At 69.3% G+C, this 15215-nt stretch carries 22 protein-coding genes; 2 read left to right on the top strand and 20 right to left on the bottom strand.

From position 1 onward, the window contains the following. Window positions 1-15: 15 nt before the first annotated feature. The 12 genes from glmM to infA all read right to left on the bottom strand — a co-directional run bounded on the left by glmM (window position 16) and on the right by infA (window position 8709). On the bottom strand, window positions 16-1368 hold the full coding sequence (glmM, locus tag FO059_RS03945; RefSeq protein ID WP_143906545.1) for a phosphoglucosamine mutase: 1353 nt from the start codon (window positions 1366-1368) through the stop codon (window positions 16-18). Window positions 1369-1554: 186 nt separating this feature from the next. Then, complete coding sequence (rpsI, locus tag FO059_RS03940) at window positions 1555-2040, bottom strand: 30S ribosomal protein S9 (protein ID WP_372497912.1); 486 nt, start codon at window positions 2038-2040, stop codon at window positions 1555-1557. Window positions 2041-2096: 56 nt separating this feature from the next. Continuing rightward, the gene (gene rplM / locus FO059_RS03935) at window positions 2097-2540 is read right to left on the bottom strand and encodes a 50S ribosomal protein L13 (protein WP_143906540.1); all 444 of its coding nucleotides are present in this window, start codon (window positions 2538-2540) and stop codon (window positions 2097-2099) included. A gap of 502 nt (window positions 2541-3042) precedes the next feature. Beyond that, window positions 3043-3918, bottom strand: a complete 876-nt coding sequence (locus FO059_RS03930) for a hypothetical protein (protein WP_143906538.1) — start codon at window positions 3916-3918, stop codon at window positions 3043-3045. A gap of 68 nt (window positions 3919-3986) precedes the next feature. Continuing rightward, on the bottom strand, window positions 3987-4892 hold the full coding sequence (gene truA, locus FO059_RS03925; protein ID WP_233267063.1) for a tRNA pseudouridine(38-40) synthase TruA: 906 nt from the start codon (window positions 4890-4892) through the stop codon (window positions 3987-3989). 6 nt (window positions 4893-4898) lie between these two features. Further along, window positions 4899-5456, bottom strand: a complete 558-nt coding sequence (gene rplQ, locus FO059_RS03920; RefSeq protein WP_143906536.1) for a 50S ribosomal protein L17 — start codon at window positions 5454-5456, stop codon at window positions 4899-4901. 57 nt (window positions 5457-5513) lie between these two features. Beyond that, window positions 5514-6554: a DNA-directed RNA polymerase subunit alpha gene (locus FO059_RS03915; protein WP_143906534.1), complete on the bottom strand. Its 1041-nt coding sequence runs from the start codon at window positions 6552-6554 to the stop codon at window positions 5514-5516. A 128-nt stretch (window positions 6555-6682) separates the two neighbouring features. After that, the gene (rpsD, locus tag FO059_RS03910; RefSeq protein ID WP_143906532.1) at window positions 6683-7288 is read right to left on the bottom strand and encodes a 30S ribosomal protein S4; all 606 of its coding nucleotides are present in this window, start codon (window positions 7286-7288) and stop codon (window positions 6683-6685) included. A gap of 33 nt (window positions 7289-7321) precedes the next feature. Continuing rightward, window positions 7322-7729, bottom strand: coding sequence for a 30S ribosomal protein S11 (rpsK, locus tag FO059_RS03905; protein WP_143906530.1), 408 nt, complete (start codon window positions 7727-7729; stop codon window positions 7322-7324). A 3-nt stretch (window positions 7730-7732) separates the two neighbouring features. Next, complete coding sequence (rpsM, locus tag FO059_RS03900) at window positions 7733-8107, bottom strand: 30S ribosomal protein S13 (RefSeq protein ID WP_143906528.1); 375 nt, start codon at window positions 8105-8107, stop codon at window positions 7733-7735. A gap of 174 nt (window positions 8108-8281) precedes the next feature. Then, entirely contained in the window at window positions 8282-8395 is a 114-nt protein-coding gene (gene rpmJ / locus FO059_RS03895) for a 50S ribosomal protein L36 (protein ID WP_143906526.1), read from the bottom strand. A gap of 92 nt (window positions 8396-8487) precedes the next feature. After that, window positions 8488-8709 (bottom strand): translation initiation factor IF-1, encoded by a 222-nt coding sequence (infA, locus tag FO059_RS03890; protein WP_143906524.1) that lies wholly within the window; start codon window positions 8707-8709, stop codon window positions 8488-8490. A gap of 260 nt (window positions 8710-8969) precedes the next feature. On the opposite strand from infA, the gene FO059_RS03885 reads away from it, so the two are divergent. Next, window positions 8970-9485, top strand: a complete 516-nt coding sequence (locus FO059_RS03885; protein ID WP_143906522.1) for a hypothetical protein — start codon at window positions 8970-8972, stop codon at window positions 9483-9485. A gap of 46 nt (window positions 9486-9531) precedes the next feature. Then, window positions 9532-10002: a D-aminoacyl-tRNA deacylase gene (gene dtd / locus FO059_RS03880; RefSeq protein WP_143906520.1), complete on the top strand. Its 471-nt coding sequence runs from the start codon at window positions 9532-9534 to the stop codon at window positions 10000-10002. Between the two features lie 25 nt (window positions 10003-10027). Here the strand turns inward: dtd and map are convergent, their stop codons facing one another. The 8 genes from map to rplF all read right to left on the bottom strand — a co-directional run bounded on the left by map (window position 10028) and on the right by rplF (window position 15210). Continuing rightward, window positions 10028-10822 carry a type I methionyl aminopeptidase gene (gene map, locus FO059_RS03875; RefSeq protein ID WP_143906518.1) on the bottom strand — a complete coding sequence of 265 codons (795 nt, stop codon included), beginning with the start codon at window positions 10820-10822 and terminating at the stop codon, window positions 10028-10030. A 2-nt stretch (window positions 10823-10824) separates the two neighbouring features. Further along, on the bottom strand, window positions 10825-11370 hold the full coding sequence (locus FO059_RS03870) for an adenylate kinase (RefSeq protein WP_143906516.1): 546 nt from the start codon (window positions 11368-11370) through the stop codon (window positions 10825-10827). After that, the gene (secY, locus tag FO059_RS03865; protein ID WP_143906514.1) at window positions 11367-12680 is read right to left on the bottom strand and encodes a preprotein translocase subunit SecY; all 1314 of its coding nucleotides are present in this window, start codon (window positions 12678-12680) and stop codon (window positions 11367-11369) included. The genes FO059_RS03870 and secY overlap by 4 nt, the downstream gene beginning before the upstream one ends. A 267-nt stretch (window positions 12681-12947) precedes the next feature. Then, entirely contained in the window at window positions 12948-13391 is a 444-nt protein-coding gene (gene rplO / locus FO059_RS03860; protein WP_143906512.1) for a 50S ribosomal protein L15, read from the bottom strand. Then, the gene (gene rpmD / locus FO059_RS03855; protein WP_143906510.1) at window positions 13388-13573 is read right to left on the bottom strand and encodes a 50S ribosomal protein L30; all 186 of its coding nucleotides are present in this window, start codon (window positions 13571-13573) and stop codon (window positions 13388-13390) included. The genes rplO and rpmD overlap by 4 nt, the downstream gene beginning before the upstream one ends. A gap of 2 nt (window positions 13574-13575) precedes the next feature. Further along, a complete protein-coding gene (gene rpsE, locus FO059_RS03850; protein ID WP_143906508.1) occupies window positions 13576-14229 on the bottom strand; it encodes a 30S ribosomal protein S5 in 654 nt (217 codons plus the stop codon). Between the two features lie 31 nt (window positions 14230-14260). After that, on the bottom strand, window positions 14261-14668 hold the full coding sequence (rplR, locus tag FO059_RS03845; RefSeq protein WP_143906505.1) for a 50S ribosomal protein L18: 408 nt from the start codon (window positions 14666-14668) through the stop codon (window positions 14261-14263). Window positions 14669-14670: 2 nt separating this feature from the next. Further along, window positions 14671-15210 (bottom strand): 50S ribosomal protein L6, encoded by a 540-nt coding sequence (rplF, locus tag FO059_RS03840; RefSeq protein WP_143906503.1) that lies wholly within the window; start codon window positions 15208-15210, stop codon window positions 14671-14673. Between the last annotated feature and the right edge of the window lie 5 nt (window positions 15211-15215).

Here is a 15215-nt window from a genome sequence, read left to right as displayed (position 1 = left end):
CGGCCCGCGTTCCATCTACACTCCGGACACCGCGTCCGACAGCGTGTCCGCGAGCTTGCGGGCCACGGCGATATCCTCGGCCTCGACCATGACCCGGACCAGCGGCTCGGTCCCCGACGGCCGCAGCAGCACCCTACCGCGTCCCGCCAGCTCCGCCTCGGCAAGACGCACCGCCTCACCGACGGAAGCGGAATCGGCCACGGCCTTCTTGTCCTCGACGCGCACGTTCACGAGAACTTGCGGAAGGACCGTCATCACCTTCGTCAGCTCGGCCAGTGTGCGGCCGGTCCCGGCCATGCGCGCCATCAGCCTGAGCCCGGTCAGCACGCCGTCGCCGGTGGTGCCGTGGTCCGGCAGCACCACGTGCCCCGACTGCTCTCCGCCCAGGCTGTAGCTCCCGCGCCGCAGTTCCTCCAGCACGTATCTATCGCCCACCGCGGTCGTGCGCACCGTGATCCCGGCCGCCTGCATCCCCAGGTGCAGGCCGAGGTTGCTCATCACCGTGGCCACCAGGGTGTCCTCCGACAGCTCCCCGGCCTCGCGCATCGCCACCGCCAAGATCGCCATGATCACGTCGCCGTCGACCACGTTGCCTTCCGCGTCCACCGCGAGGCAGCGGTCCGCGTCGCCGTCGTGGGCCAGGCCGAGGTCGGCCCCCTGCTCCACCACCGCACGGCGCACGTCGTCCAAGTGAGTCGATCCGCACCGGTCGTTGATGTTGATGCCGTCGGGCTCGTCGTTGATGGCCACGACCTTCGCGCCCGCCGCCTTGTAGGCCAGGGGCGCGGCCCGGTGGGCGGCACCATTGGCACAGTCGACCACCACGGTCACACCGTCCAGGCGCGTGTCCGACGCCGCCGCGAGGTGCTGCAGGTAGCGGTCGAGCGCCTCAGGGGCGCTCCGCACGCGGCCGATCGCCGCACCCGTCGGCCGGTAGGCACGGCGCTGCGCCTCGCTGCCCGGGCGCAGCAGCTGCTCGATCCGATCCTCCACCGCGTCGTCGAGCTTGTGGCCGCCGCGGCCGAAGATCTTGATGCCGTTGTCCGGCATCGGATTGTGCGACGCCGAGATCATCACGCCCATGTCGGCCTCGTAGGCCGCGGTGAGGTACGCGACGGCCGGCGTCGGGACCACACCCACGCGCAGGACGTCGACGCCCGAGGCCGCAAGCCCCGCGCACACCGCCGCCTCGAGCATCTCGCCGCTGGCCCGGGGGTCGCGCCCGAGCACCGCCACGGGACGGACCGAACCCGCCGACGGTGAGGCGAGGACTGTGGACGCCGCCTCCGACAGCGCCAGGGCGAGATCCGCAGTCAGGGTGGAGTTCGCTTCCCCGCGGACCCCGTCCGTGCCGAAGAGTCGTGACATGTCTGGTCGAGGTCCTTCCCGCGGCGTGGCCGTCCGGCGGTGCATGGTGCATCGGACGGAGCATCCGCCACGCGGTCATGTGCGTGCAGATCTGAAAAACCGAGGGCGGGCGCCGGATCCTTCCCGACGCCCGCCCTCGGTGTGCGCGGGGACGCCGCCGACCCGGGGGCCGGCGGCGCCGTCGAATCAGCGCTTCGAGTACTGCGAGGCCTTGCGGGCCTTCTTCAGGCCGTACTTCTTACGCTCGACCGCACGCGCGTCACGGGTGAGGAATCCCGCGGACTTGAGCGTGGAGCGGTCCTCCGGCTGCACGTCCACCAGGGCGCGCGCAATGGCCAGACGCAGTGCGCCGGCCTGACCCGAGGGGCCGCCGCCGTGCAGGCGCGCGTGGATGTCGAAGGACTCCTCGCGCTCCACGAGCACCAGCGGGGACTTCACCAGCTGCTGGTGCAGTTTGTTGGGGAAGTAGTCCTCGATGGTCCGGCCGTTGAGGGTGAAGCCGCCGGTGCCGGGCAGCAGACGCACCCGCGCGACGGCCTCCTTGCGGCGCCCGACGGTCTGCACCGGACGGTCGCCGCCCAGCTGCGGAACCGGCGCCGCGAAGGTTTCCTCGGCCACCTCGTAGCCCTCGTCGACGACGCCCTCGTCGACGACCTCCACGCTATCGGCGATGGGGGCCTGCAGGCCTTCGTTCTCGGGGTTGGTCACGTTCTTCTCCTCCGGCGCCGTCACTGGGCCACCTGCTTGATCTCGAACGGCACCGGCTTCTGCGCGGCGTGGGGGTGCTCAGGACCCGCGTACACCTTGAGCTTCGAGGCCATGGCGTGGCCGAGCTTGGTGTGCGGAAGCATGCCCTTGATCGCGTCCTCGACGAAGCGGTCCGGGTGCTTGGCGATCATCTCGCCGGCCGAGAGCGAGCTGAGCCCGCCCGGGTGGCCCGAGTGCCGGTAGCTGCGCTTGTCCGTCAGCTTCTTGCCGGTGAGCGTGACCTTCTCGGCGTTGACGACGACGACGAAGTCCCCGCCGTCCGTGTTGGGGGTGTAGGTGGGCTTGTGCTTGCCGCGGAGCAGCGTCGCAGCCTTGCTGGCGAGCCGCCCGAGCACCACATCGGTGGCGTCGATGACGTACCACTGATGGGTTACGTCACCGGCCTTCGGGGTGTACGTGGACACTAGGTTGTTCCTCGTCTGTCGAATGATCTGCCGGCCTGGGTGCGTGCCGGACGGCCCCGGCGGCCGGTGGAGACCCGGGGGCGGCCTGCGTGGCAACACACCAAAGAAGCACGATACCGACCGCCGGTGGGCACCGTCAAAGCGGGCCGGACCGCGCACGGCCCGGTGCGGGGCCGGACCTCCCCTCCGACTCCCGCACCGGACCGCCGTGGCCGTGGCCCCACGCCCCCTCACGTGGACCCGACCGGCCTTTCCCCCATCTCCCCCAGGTTCACAGCGCGCGCCGTCGTCTGCGTCGGCGCCTCGGTCCGCTCCCTCCTCGAGCCGCGCTCCGCCAGGAGACGCGGGACGATCGGACCGAGATGGCGATCGGGCCGCTGCCGGCCCGGGCGCCCCGCTGTCCCCCACACTGACTAGGACGCAGCGGCGCCCATCCCGGTTCCGGTCGCCGCAGATCTCCTCCAAGCGCGTCCATGCCCTGCGAAAACGTGACCCGGAGCCGTCACAGCGCCCTCGCCAGAAGCACCGCACCGCGCAACGGCGCGTCCCCGTCCATGAACAGCACGCGGGCCCCATCCGCCGCGCCGAGCGTGCGGTCGAACTCCCGACCGGACCGGGGCACCGCTATCACCGAGTCCGGGGCCACACCGGCATTGAGGCCGGCCAACGCGGTGAACAGGCCGCGCCCGACGTCGGCCCCGGCGCCCGCCCCCGTTCCCTCGCCCCCGCCGCATCCCGGCACGACGCCCGGCAGGCAGACGGCACCGCGGTGCTCCGGCAACCGGTCCGCGCCTGCCGGCCGGCCCGGAACGGACGCCTGGTGAGCGGGCGACGCCCGTTCCACCACAGAGACGACCGCACAACCTGGCCATTGCTCGACGACGCCTACCGCGCCGCCGCGCCGGATCGAGTCCTCGGCCTCCGCTGCGGCCACCGCCGCGCAACTCGAGCCCACCGTGACGACCCCGTCGGCCACGGCGGCGGCCGCCCGCTCGACGACGCCGCGGCGGATCGCGCCCCATTGGCCCGGCAGCACCAGCACCATCCGCCGCGGTACGCCCGGTGCAAGCACACCGCCGACGGCCCCCACCGCCGTGAGCACATGCAGCAGCAATCCGCGGAACAGCTCGACGGTCCGGAAAACCGAGGCCCCGAGCGCCGTGTACTCCTCGTCCACCGCCTCCGCGAGGCACCCCTCGAAGGCGCCCAGGTCGGCCCCCGCACCTCGCGCGGCCTCGTCCCCGTACACCAGCCCGCCCCCGGTGCGCAGCACCGCCGCCCGCTGCCGCGTGACGTCCCCGTTCGCCCACGCGCGAATCCCGGCGGGTCCGATGTCGACGACCACCGTGGCCGCGCGAGTACCGCTCTCAGCCTGCAACTTCTCCCCTCCCCCGAACCCCGCGCCGGCTCGACGCCGCCGTCGGCGCGCCCAGCGCACCCGACCGGTCAGTCGCCGCAGCACCCGCCCGGCCCGCCCCCGCCGTGCGCTTCGACCGGGTCACGCTTGTCCATTGTTCTTCTGTTCCGCGCGGCGAGGGCGTCCTCCGCCGGATAGTCGACACCGATCAGGCTGAGCCCCTTCGCGGGCGCGACGGGCACCGCGCTGGAACGCGCCCGCTCCGCCAGCAGCTCCGTCATCCACTCCGGGGCGCGCCGGTGCTGCCCCACCGTCAGCGCCGCCCCGACGAGGCTGCGCACCATCGACCAGCAGAACGCGTCCGCGCTGACGTAGGCCACGAGCACGCCCCCGTCTGCCTCGACCCAGTCGAACCGTTGCAGTTCACGGACCGTCGTCGCGCCGTCGCGGCGCCTGCAGTACGCGGCGAAGTCGTGCAGCCCCACCAGCGCGGCCGAGCCCTCCCGCATGGCCTCCACGTCGACGGGCCCCCGCCACACCGCCGTGTCTCTGGCCCGCACGGGGTCGGCGCCCGACTCCGCGGCGGTCACGCGGTAGGCGTAGTGGCGGCGCAGGGCGGAGAATCGCGCGTCGAAATCGCCGGGGACCGGCGTGAACTCGCGGATGCGGACGTCCTGCGGCAAAAGCCGGGCGAAGCGGCGCACCCACCGCGACGGGTCGCCGGGCACGGCGTCCGCCGGCAGGTCCAGGTGCGCCACCTGCCCCGCCGCGTGCACTCCGGCGTCCGTCCGGCCCGCCACCGTCAGGCGGGCGGGCGTGCGCAGCACCGTCGCCAGCGCCTCCTCCAGCACGCCGCACACAGTCCTGCGGCCGGGCTGCTTGGCCCACCCGGAGAAGTCGGTGCCGTCGTAGGCGATGTCGAGGCGCAGACGGGTGAGCCCGCCGCCGCTGTCTGCGACGGCGGGCTCACCCGCGCGATGAAAGGATTCCTCCACTGGGGACTATTCCTTGTCCGCGGCCTTGTCGTCTCCGGCCTCGGTCGCGTCGGCCGCGGTGGCGGTGGTCTCCTCGATCCCCTCCACCACCTCCTCGGCGTTCTCGACCTCGGCGTCGGTCGCCTCGTCGGCGACCTCGGCCACCGGGTTCTCCTGGGCCTGCGAGGCCGCGACGCGACGCGCACGGTCCGCCTCGGAGGACACGGTCTGCTCGCGCACCAGCTCGATGATCGCCATCGAGGCGTTGTCACCCTTGCGCGGAAGCGTCTTGACGATGCGGGTGTACCCGCCGTCGCGCTCCGCGAAGTGCGGTCCGATGTCGGCGAACAGGTGGTGGACGACGTCCTTGTCGGTGATGTTCTTCATCACCTCGCGTCGGTCTGCCAGCGTGCCGGCCTTGGCCTTCGTGATCAGCTTCTCCGCGTACGGACGCAGCCGCTTTGCCTTCGACTCGGTGGTGGTGATCCGACCGTGTTCGAAGAGCGCAGTGGCCAGGTTGGCCAGGATGGCCTTCTGGTGCGAAGCCGACCCGCCGAGGCGGGCACCCTTTGTGGGCTTGGGCATTGTAGTGCTCCTTGTAGGTACCCGGGACGGCCTCTCCGGCGTTCCGGGTGAAGACGGTTACAGCTGTTCGGTCTCGGCGAAGTCCTGATCGTCGTCGTCCGTGTCCGTCCACGTGCCCGTCTCCGGGTCGTATCCGGCGATCGTGGACGGGTCGAACCCGGGAGGGCTGTCCTTGAGCGCCAGACCGAGGGCGGCCAGTTTGACCTTGACCTCATTGATCGACTTCTGTCCGAAGTTCCGGATGTCCAGCAGATCCGACTCGCTGCGCGCCACCAGGTCGCCCACGGTGTGGACGCCCTCGCGCTTGAAGCAGTTGTTCGAGCGGACCGCCAGCTCCAGCTCCTCGATCGGCATGGAGTACGCCGCGATGTGGTCGGCCTCGACGGGCGACGGCCCGATCTCGATGCCTTCCGCCTCGACGTTGAGCTCCTGAGCCAATCCGAACAGCTCGACCAGCGTCTTGCCGGCCGACGCGATGGCGTCACGCGGCGAGATCGAGTGCTTCGTCTCGACGTCCAGGATCAGCTTGTCGAAGTCCGTACGCTGCTCCACACGGGTGGCCTCGACCTTGTAGGTCACCTTGAGGACCGGCGAGTAGATGGAGTCGACCGGGATACGGCCGATCTCCGCGCCGGCGGCCTTGTTCTGGATCGCCTGGACATAGCCGCGGCCACGCTCGACCACGAGCTCGATCTCGAGCTTGCCCTTCTCGTTCAGCGTCGCGATGTGCAGATCGGGGTTGTGCACCTCCACGCCGCTCGGCGGGACGATGTCGCCTGCCGTGACCACACCGGGCCCCTGCATGCGCACGTACATCGTGACCGGCTCATCCTCCTCGGAACTCACGACGAGCCCCTTGAGGTTGAGGATGATCTCGGTGACATCCTCCTTCACGCCCGGGATCGTGGTGAACTCGTGGAGCACACCCTCGATCCGGATGCTGGTGACCGCCGCGCCCGGGATGGACGACAGCAGCGTGCGCCGAAGCGAGTTGCCGAGCGTGTAGCCGAACCCCGGCTCCAGCGGCTCGATCACGAACTTCGAGCGGTTGTCCGCGATGACCTCTTCGGTCAGCACGGGTCGCTGCGAGATGAGCATTGACATTCCTCCTGTACGGACGTCCGCTATTTGACGTCCACCTGACGGACCCCGAGACCCTCGGGGAAGCCCCGAACGCTGTCCGGGACAGCGCCCCGTGCGGCCATGGCCGCACGGGGACGCACGATCTACTTCGAGTAGTACTCGACGATGAGCTGCTCCTGCAGCGGCACGTCGATCTGCGCGCGCTCCGGCAGCTGGTGCACGAGCACCCGCATGCGCGGGCCGACGACCTGCAGCCAGCCGGGGACGTTGCGCTCGCCCTGGGTCTCCCGCGCCACCTGGAACGGCAGCGTGCTCATCGACTTCTCCTTGATGTCGATGATGTCGTACTGCGACACGCGGTAGCTGGGGATGTCGACCTTCTTGCCGTTGACCAGGAAGTGGCCGTGGCTGACGAGCTGACGTGCCTGGCGGCGCGTGCGCGCGAGCCCTGCGCGGTAGACCACGTTGTCGAGACGCGACTCGAGCAGGACGAGCAGGATCTCACCGGTCTTGCCGGGACGCGACGCGGCCTCTTCGTAGTAGCGGCGGAACTGCTTCTCCATCACGCCGTAGCTGAAGCGCGCCTTCTGCTTCTCCTGCAGCTGCAGGAGGTACTCGCTCTCCTTGATCCGCGCGCGGCCGTGCTGGCCGGGCGGGTAGGGGCGACGCTCGAACGCCTGGTCTCCTCCGACGAGGTCGACGCGCAGACGTCGCGACTTGCGGGTGACCGGTCCGGTATAACGAGCCATGAACCTTTAGCCTCCTATCCTTTCCAGTTCCCGCTAGACCCGGCGCCGCTTGGGCGGACGGCAGCCGTTGTGCGGCTGAGGGGTGACATCAGAGATTGTGCCGACCTCGAGGCCGGCGGCCTGCAGCGAGCGGATCGCCGTCTCGCGACCCGAGCCCGGGCCCTTCACGAAGACGTCGACCTTCTTCATGCCGTGCTCCTGCGCCTTGCGCGCGGCGTTCTCCGCAGCCAGCTGCGCGGCGAACGGGGTCGACTTGCGCGACCCCTTGAAGCCCACATGGCCGGACGACGCCCACGAGACGACGTTGCCCGCGGGGTCGGTGATCGAGACGATCGTATTGCTGAACGTGCTCTTGATGTGTGCGGCGCCGAGCGGGATGTTCTTCTTGTCCCTGCGTCGGGTGCCCTTCTTGGGGCCGGTGCCGCGTGACTTCGGTGGCATTGCTTACCTGGCCTTCTTCTTGCCGGCGATGGTCTTCTTGGGTCCCTTGCGCGTGCGCGCGTTGGTCTTGGTGCGCTGACCACGGACCGGAAGTCCACGGCGGTGCCGCAGGCCCTGGTAGCAGCCGATCTCCATCTTGCGACGGATGTCCGCCTGCACCTCGCGGCGAAGGTCGCCCTCCACCCTCAGGCTGTTCTCGATGTAGTCACGCAGCTTCGTGAGGTCCTCGTCGGTGAGATCCTTGCTGCGCAGGTCGGGGTTGACGCCCGTGGCCGCGAGGATCTCGTGGGAGCGGGTACGGCCGATCCCGTAGATGTAGGTCAGTGCGATCTCCATCCGCTTTTCGCGGGGCAGATCCACACCAGAGAGTCGTGCCATGTGGCAGATCCTGTTCTCGGTGTTCGGAGGTCTTCTCCCAGCCCGTCCCCGTATTCGATGGGGCCCCGGCCTCCGTGCCGGGGGTGGACCGCGCCCGCATGGGGTGCGGCTGGTTCTGGGAGGCTGTCATGTCGCTCGGCAAGCCGATCGCAATTGTGCGTTGGCCGGCGCTGCCTAACCCTGGCGCTGCTTGTGGCGCGGGTTGTCGCAGATCACCATGACCCGCCCGTGACGGCGGATCACCTTGCACTTCTCGCAGATCTTCTTGACGCTCGGTTGCACCTTCACGTCTGTCGAATCTCCTGAAGATCACTCCGCGACGCCGCCAGCGGCGCCGCAGAATCGTAGTCCTCCCGACCGGGACCGGCCGGAAAGGGTTCTCACCTGTACCGGAAAACGATCCGACCGCGGGAGAGGTCATACGGCGACAGCTCCACCACCACCCGATCCTCGGGAAGGATCCTGATGTAGTGCTGCCGCATCTTGCCACTGATGTGGGCAAGGACCTTGTGTCCGTTCTCCAGCTCAACGCGGAACATTGCGTTGGGCAGGGGTTCGATCACACGCCCCTCGACCTCGATGGCGCCGTCCTTCTTGGCCATGTCCTCCGCGATCCTGGCGTCGACCGATCGTCCGGGCGTGCCCGGACGATCCCGAATCGATCGCCTACTCGTCCTCCTAAGGGATGATGCTCACTACAGACCTGCTCACTACAGGCCCGCGCCCTGCCGCCCGACCCGGGCGGCTCCGGTCGCCATCAGGCGGCACGGAACACGCGCGCAGCACGCACCAATCGACCAGGGTACACGCCCGCGCCCGCGCGGCGAAAACCTCCCCGCACCGGACGACAAGGATCACGACCATGGCCGCAGCACCGCATCAGTGGTTCGACAGCTTCGGAGACCTCGCCACCTGGTTCGGATCCATCGGCACCGTCGCCGCGTTCGGGGTCGGATTCTGGCAGATCCACCGTGAACGTCGGCATCGCCTGCTGCGCGAGATGGGCGACCGCATGCGCGCGCGCCGGGCGCACGCCGACCACGTGAGCGCTTGGATCGCCGAGTCCGAGCTGGTCGTCGCGAACCGTTCGGGGCACCCCATCCACGACGTCGAGGTGCAGGCGGCGGATGTGCTCGACCCCGTCGATGCGGCCGACGGGCGGGGCCCGGCACCCACCAGGATCGGAATCGTACTGCCCGGGGAGCACCGGCAGACCCTGCGTCATCTCGCGGACACCCCCGTCCTGCCGGCGATCACCTTCACCGATGCGCGCGGCGATCGATGGCATCGCGCGCCGGGACGCCCGCCCGTGCTCGTCGGCCCGCCCGAAGGAGCCGACCGGCACCGATCCACCGGGTGCGACGGCGACGCGGGGTGACCGCACCGGACGCCGCGCCCGGATGCGCATCTGATCGAATGGCGGCATGCGAGCGGTCGTTCAGCGGGTCACGTGGGCGCGAGTGCAGGTCGACGGCGAGACAGTCGGCGAAATCCTCGGCGACAGCGGCCCAGGAAGAGCGGACACGGATGCGCCAGGCGCCCGGCAGGGGCTGCTCGTGCTCGTCGGTGCAACGCACTCCGACGACGTCGCCGCGGCGGCCGCGCTGGCGGCGAAGATCTGGCGACTCCGCATCCTCGACGGCGAGACCTCGGCCTCGGACCTGGACGCTCCGGTCCTGGTCGTCAGCCAGTTCACTCTGTACGGTGACGCGTGCAAAGGCCGGCGCCCGTCCTGGAACCAGGCCGCCCCGGGTTCGGTGGCCGAGCCCCTCGTCGACGCGCTGACCGGTGAACTCCGCCGACTGGGCGCCCGGGTCCAATCGGGGAGTTTCGGCGCGCACATGCAGGTCGCGTCCACCAACGACGGCCCGGTGACGATCCTCCTCGACGCCTAGGGCCGGACCGGGCCGCGGCGGCGCGTCAGGGGCGGGTCGTCAGGATGCGCGGACCGTCGGAGGTCACCGCCACGGTGTGCTCCCAGTGCGAAGCCCTGGAGCCGTCGTCGGTGATCACCGTCCACCCGTCCTCCAGAACGGTCGTCTGGTCGGTACCCAGGGTGAGCATCGGTTCGATGGCGAGCACGGAGCCGACCACCAGCCGGGGGCCCTTTCCGGGCGCGCCCTCGTTGGCGAGGAACGGGTCCATGTGCATCTCCCGGCCGATACCGTGGCCGCCGTAGCCGTCGACGATGCCGTAGACCCTGCCGTGCGCCTTCTCCGCCGCGTGGGTCCCGCTTTCGATCGCATGCGACACGTCGGTCAGCCGGTTCCCGGGAAGCATCGCCGCGATCCCCGCCGCAAGCGACTGCTCCGTGGCGGCGTTGAGCTCCTCCTCCGCTGCGGAGACTCCGCCCACCGCGAAGGTCCACGCGGAGTCGCCGTGCCATCCGTCGAGGATGGCGCCGCAGTCGATCGAGATCAGGTCGCCCTCGCCCAGCAGGTCGTCCGCACGGGGGATGCCGTGGACCACCACGTCGTTGCGGGACGCGCAGATGGAACCGGTGAACCCGTGGTATCCCAGGAACGAGGGCACTGCCCCCGCGGCCCGGATCGACGCCTCCGCCACACGGTCCAGGTCCAGCGTGCTGGCCCCGGGCACCGCGGCGTCCCGGACCGCCACGAGGGTCCGTCCCACCACCGCGCCCGCGGCTGCCATGGCGTCGAGCTCCCCGGCCGTGCGGAACGGCACCACCTTGCGACGTCGCGCGAAACCCACGGCTACTTGCCCAGTGCTGCCATGGCTCGCGCGTTGATCTCCTCGATCTCGCCCACCGCGTCGACGCTCACCTCGATGGACCGGTAATGGTCCAGCAGCGGTGCGGTCTCCGCGCGGTACACACGCAGCCGGTTGCGGATGACGTCTTCCTTGTCGTCATCGCGGCCGCGGGACAGCATGCGCTCCACCACGACGTCCTCGTCGACGACGAACTCGAGGACGGCGTCGAGAGCGGTGCCCAGCCGACCGAGGATCCCCTCGAGCGCCTCCGCCTGGTCGACTGTGCGGGGAAAGCCGTCGAGCAGGAATCCCTGGGCGGCGTCGGCCTCACTCAGACGGGCCTCCACCATGCGGTTGGTCAACTCGCTGGGGACCAGTTCGCCGGCGTCGAGATACCGCTTCGCCTCCACGCCCAGGTCGGTGCCTTCGCCGATGTTCGCGCGGAACAGATCGCCGGTCGAGATGTGCGGCACGCCGAGCTTGTCGGACAGGATGGCGGCCTGCGTGCCCTTACCTGCTCCGGGGGGACCGAGTAGAACAATTCTCATCGAAGGAACCCTTCATAGTTTCGCTGCAACAACTGGCTTTCGATCTGCTTCGCGGTGTCGAGGGCGACGACGACGATGATCAGGATCGACGTGCCGCCGAACGCCATGCTCGCCGTTGCCGCCGCGCCCAGGAAGAAGTTCGGCAGCACCGTGATGATGCCCAGGTAGAGCGAGCCCACAAGGGTGATCCGCGTGAGCACGTACTGCAGGTACTCCACCGTCGGCCGCCCCGGACGGATCCCCGGAATGAACCCACCGTACTTCTTCATCTCGTCCGCACGCTCTTCAGGATTGAACGTGATCGCCACGTAGAAGTAGGTGAAGAAGATGATGAGCAGGAAGTAGATGATGATGTAGCCGGTGTCCGCGGGGTTGGACAGGTACTGGTTGATGATCTTGTTCCACCAGTGCTCTTCGGTGCCGTTGTTGCTCGTCAACTGGGCCACGAGAGTGGGCAGGTACAGCAGCGACGACGCGAAGATCACCGGGATGACGCCGGCCTGGTTGACCTTGAGCGGCAGGTAGGTGGACGTGCCGCCGTACATCCGCCGGCCCACCATCCGCTTGGCGTACTGGACCGGGATGCGGCGCTGGCCTTGCTCGATGAACACGACGCCGACGAGGATCGCCAGCACCGCGAGCATGATCAGCGTGAACTTGAGCCCGCCCTGATCCAGGATGGACTTGCCCATCGTCGGCAGGCCGGCGCCGATGCTGATGAAGATCAGCAGCGACATGCCGTTGCCGACGCCGCGCTCGGTGATGAGCTCGCCGAACCACATCAGCAGCACGCCGCCCGCGGACATGACGAGAGTCGTCACGACGAGTCCGAAGATGCTCGAGTCGGCCAGGATGGGCTGATCACAGCCCCGCAGCAGGTTGCCACTGTTGGCCAGTGCGACGAAGCCGGTGGACTGGAGCAGCGCCAGCGCGATCGTGATGTACCGCGTGTACTGCGTCATCTTGGCCTGGCCGGATTGGCCTTCCTTGCGCAGTTCCTCGAACTTCGGGATGACGACGGTCAGCAGCTGGACGATGATGCTCGCCGTGATGTAGGGCATGATGCCGATGGCGAACACGGACAGCTGCAACAGGGCGCCGCCGGAGAACAGGTTGATGAGCGTGTACACGCCGGCCGCGTCACCGTCGCCGCCGAGGGCGTCCGCGGAACATTGCTGGACCACCTTGAAGTCCACGCCGGGCGACGGCATCATCGCGCCCAGCCGATACAGCACTATCAGGCCGAGCGTGAACAGGATCTTCCGCCGCAGGTCCGGAGTCCTGAAGGCAGATCCGAAGGCCGAGAGCAAGTGTCCTCCTGGATGTGTGCTGACGGGGCGCCCGGGAAAGAACCCACCGACCCGCCCACCCTCATCGGGCGGCGGCCCGGGCAATCCCCACCGGCGTGGTCCGGCCGGCGCGCGGACGACGATTGAACTCTAACAGTGGGCGCAGACAGCGATGCCGCGGACGGGGCCCGCAAGGCCCCATCCGCGGCATGCGCGCTTCTGCGTGGACGGTCGCGCCGGCGCCCGGAACAGCTTCCGGACGCGGATCGGCCGCACGCTACGCGTCGGTCAGGCCGTGGCGGTGACAGTGCCGCCGGCGGCCGCGATCTTGTCCGCGGCGGACGCCGAGAACTTGTCCGCCGTGACGTCGACCTTGACGCTGATCTCGCCGTCGCCGAGAACCTTCACCGGCTGGTTCTTGCGGACGGCACCGGCGGCGACCAGCTCGGCCACCCCGACGGTCCCGCCTTCGGGGAACAGCCGCGCGATGTCGCCGACGTTGACGACCTGGAACTCGGTGCGGAACTGATTCTTGAAACCCTTGAGCTTGGGCAGCCGCATGTGCAGCGGCATCTGCCCGCCCTCGAAGGCGGCCGGCACGTTCTTACGGGCCTTGGTGCCCTTCGTGCCGCGTCCCGCGGTCTTGCCCTTGGAGCCCTCACCGCGGCCGACGCGTGTGCGGTCGGTCTTGGAGCCCGGCGCCGGGCGAAGGTGGTGCAACTTGATGGTCACTGTGAGACCTCCTCCACCGTGACGAGGTGCGAGACCACGTTTATCAGTCCGCGCGTCTCCGCCGAGTCCTCGCGGACCACGGTGTGCCGGATCCGCTTGAGCCCGAGGGTACGCAGGCTGTCACGCTGGTTCTTCTTGGTTCCGATGGTGCTGCGGACCTGGGTGACTTTGAGCTGTGCCATCGTCATGCCCCCTGCCCGGCACGTGCCCGCAGCATCGCCGCCGGGGCCACGTCCTCGATCGGCAGGCCGCGGGACGCCGCGACCTCCTCGGGACGACGCAGACCCTTGAGCGCGGCCACCGTCGCGTGCACGACGTTGATCGCGTTGTCGCTGCCGAGCGACTTGGACAGGATGTCCTGGATGCCGGCGCACTCGAGGACCGCACGCACGGCGCCGCCCGCGATGACACCGGTACCCGGGCTGGCCGGACGCAGCATGACCACGCCTGCGGCCTCCTCCCCCTGCACCGGGTGGGTGATGGTGCTGCCGATCATCGGCACGCGGAAGAAGTTCTTCCGAGCCTCCTCGACACCCTTCTGGATGGCGGCCGGCACTTCCTTGGCCTTGCCGTAGCCGACGCCGACGACACCGTTGCCGTCGCCGACGATCACCAGAGCGGTGAAGCTGAACCGGCGGCCGCCCTTGACGACCTTCGAGACGCGGTTGATCGTAACGACCCGCTCGATGAAGTTCGACTTCTCCGCGTCGCGGGACCGGTTGTCCCGGCCGCCGCGGCCGCCACGGCCGCCCTGGCCGCCCTGACCCTTGTTGTCACTGTTGGGGCCGTTCTGTCCGGCGGGACCCCGTCCGCCGTCACGCCGCTGACGTCCCGGCATCAGACAGTCCTTCCGTTGTTGATCGTCTTCATCAGAACTCCAGCCCGCCCTCGCGCGCCGCGTCCGCGAGCGCCGCGATACGGCCGTGGTAGGCATTGCCGCCGCGGTCGAACACGACCGCGGTCACGCCGGCCGCCTTGGCGCGGGCCGCGATGAGCTCCCCGACCTTGACGCCCTTGGCGGTCTTGTCGCCGTCCACGGCGCGGACGTCGGCCTCGATGCTCGACGCAGCGGCCAGGGTGTGGCCCACGGTGTCGTCGATGACCTGGACGTGGATGTGCCGGGAGGAGCGCTTCACTACGAGGCGCGGGCGGGCCGGCGTGCCGGAAAGCCGCTTGCGCAGGCGGAAGTGCCGACGGCTCCGCGCGATACGGCGCGCGGTGGACACGTCCGTGCCGCGCGGAACCCGCTTGCCGTTGGTCTGTGCAGTCTCACTCATGATCACTTACCCGTCTTTCCGACCTTGCGACGGACCTGCTCACCTTCGTAGCGGATGCCCTTGCCCTTGTACGGGTCGTGCTTGCGCAGCCGCTTGATGTTGGAGGCGACCTGGCCGACCTTCTGCTTGTCGATGCCGCTGATGGAGAACCGGGTGGGGTTCTCGACCTGGAAGCTCACGCCCTCGGGCGCGTCGACGGTGACGGGGTGGCTGTAGCCCAGCGAGAACTCCAACGTGGAACCCTTCAGCGCCACGCGGTAGCCGACGCCGTGGATTTCCATCTTGATGAGGTAGCCCTCGGTGACGCCGGTGACCATGTTCTGCACCAGCGTGCGGGACAGGCCGTGCAGCGCGCGGCTGTCACGGTCCTCGTCTGCGCGCGTGACCTCCAGACGTCCGTCTTCGGCCTTCGCGATGCCGATGACGTCGTTCAGTGTCAGTGCCAGCTCGCCCTTGGGCCCCTTGACCTTGACGTCCTGGCCGTCGATGGCCACATCGACGCCGCCGGGGACGGTGATCGGGTCTCTACCGATACGAGACATTCTTC

It is taken from the genome of Tomitella fengzijianii (genome assembly GCF_007559025.1).
In the GTDB taxonomy this organism is placed as follows: domain Bacteria; phylum Actinomycetota; class Actinomycetes; order Mycobacteriales; family Mycobacteriaceae; genus Tomitella; species Tomitella fengzijianii.
The sequence above is the reverse complement of the archived record's forward strand: the minus strand, read 5'-3'. Positions and strand labels throughout refer to the sequence as shown.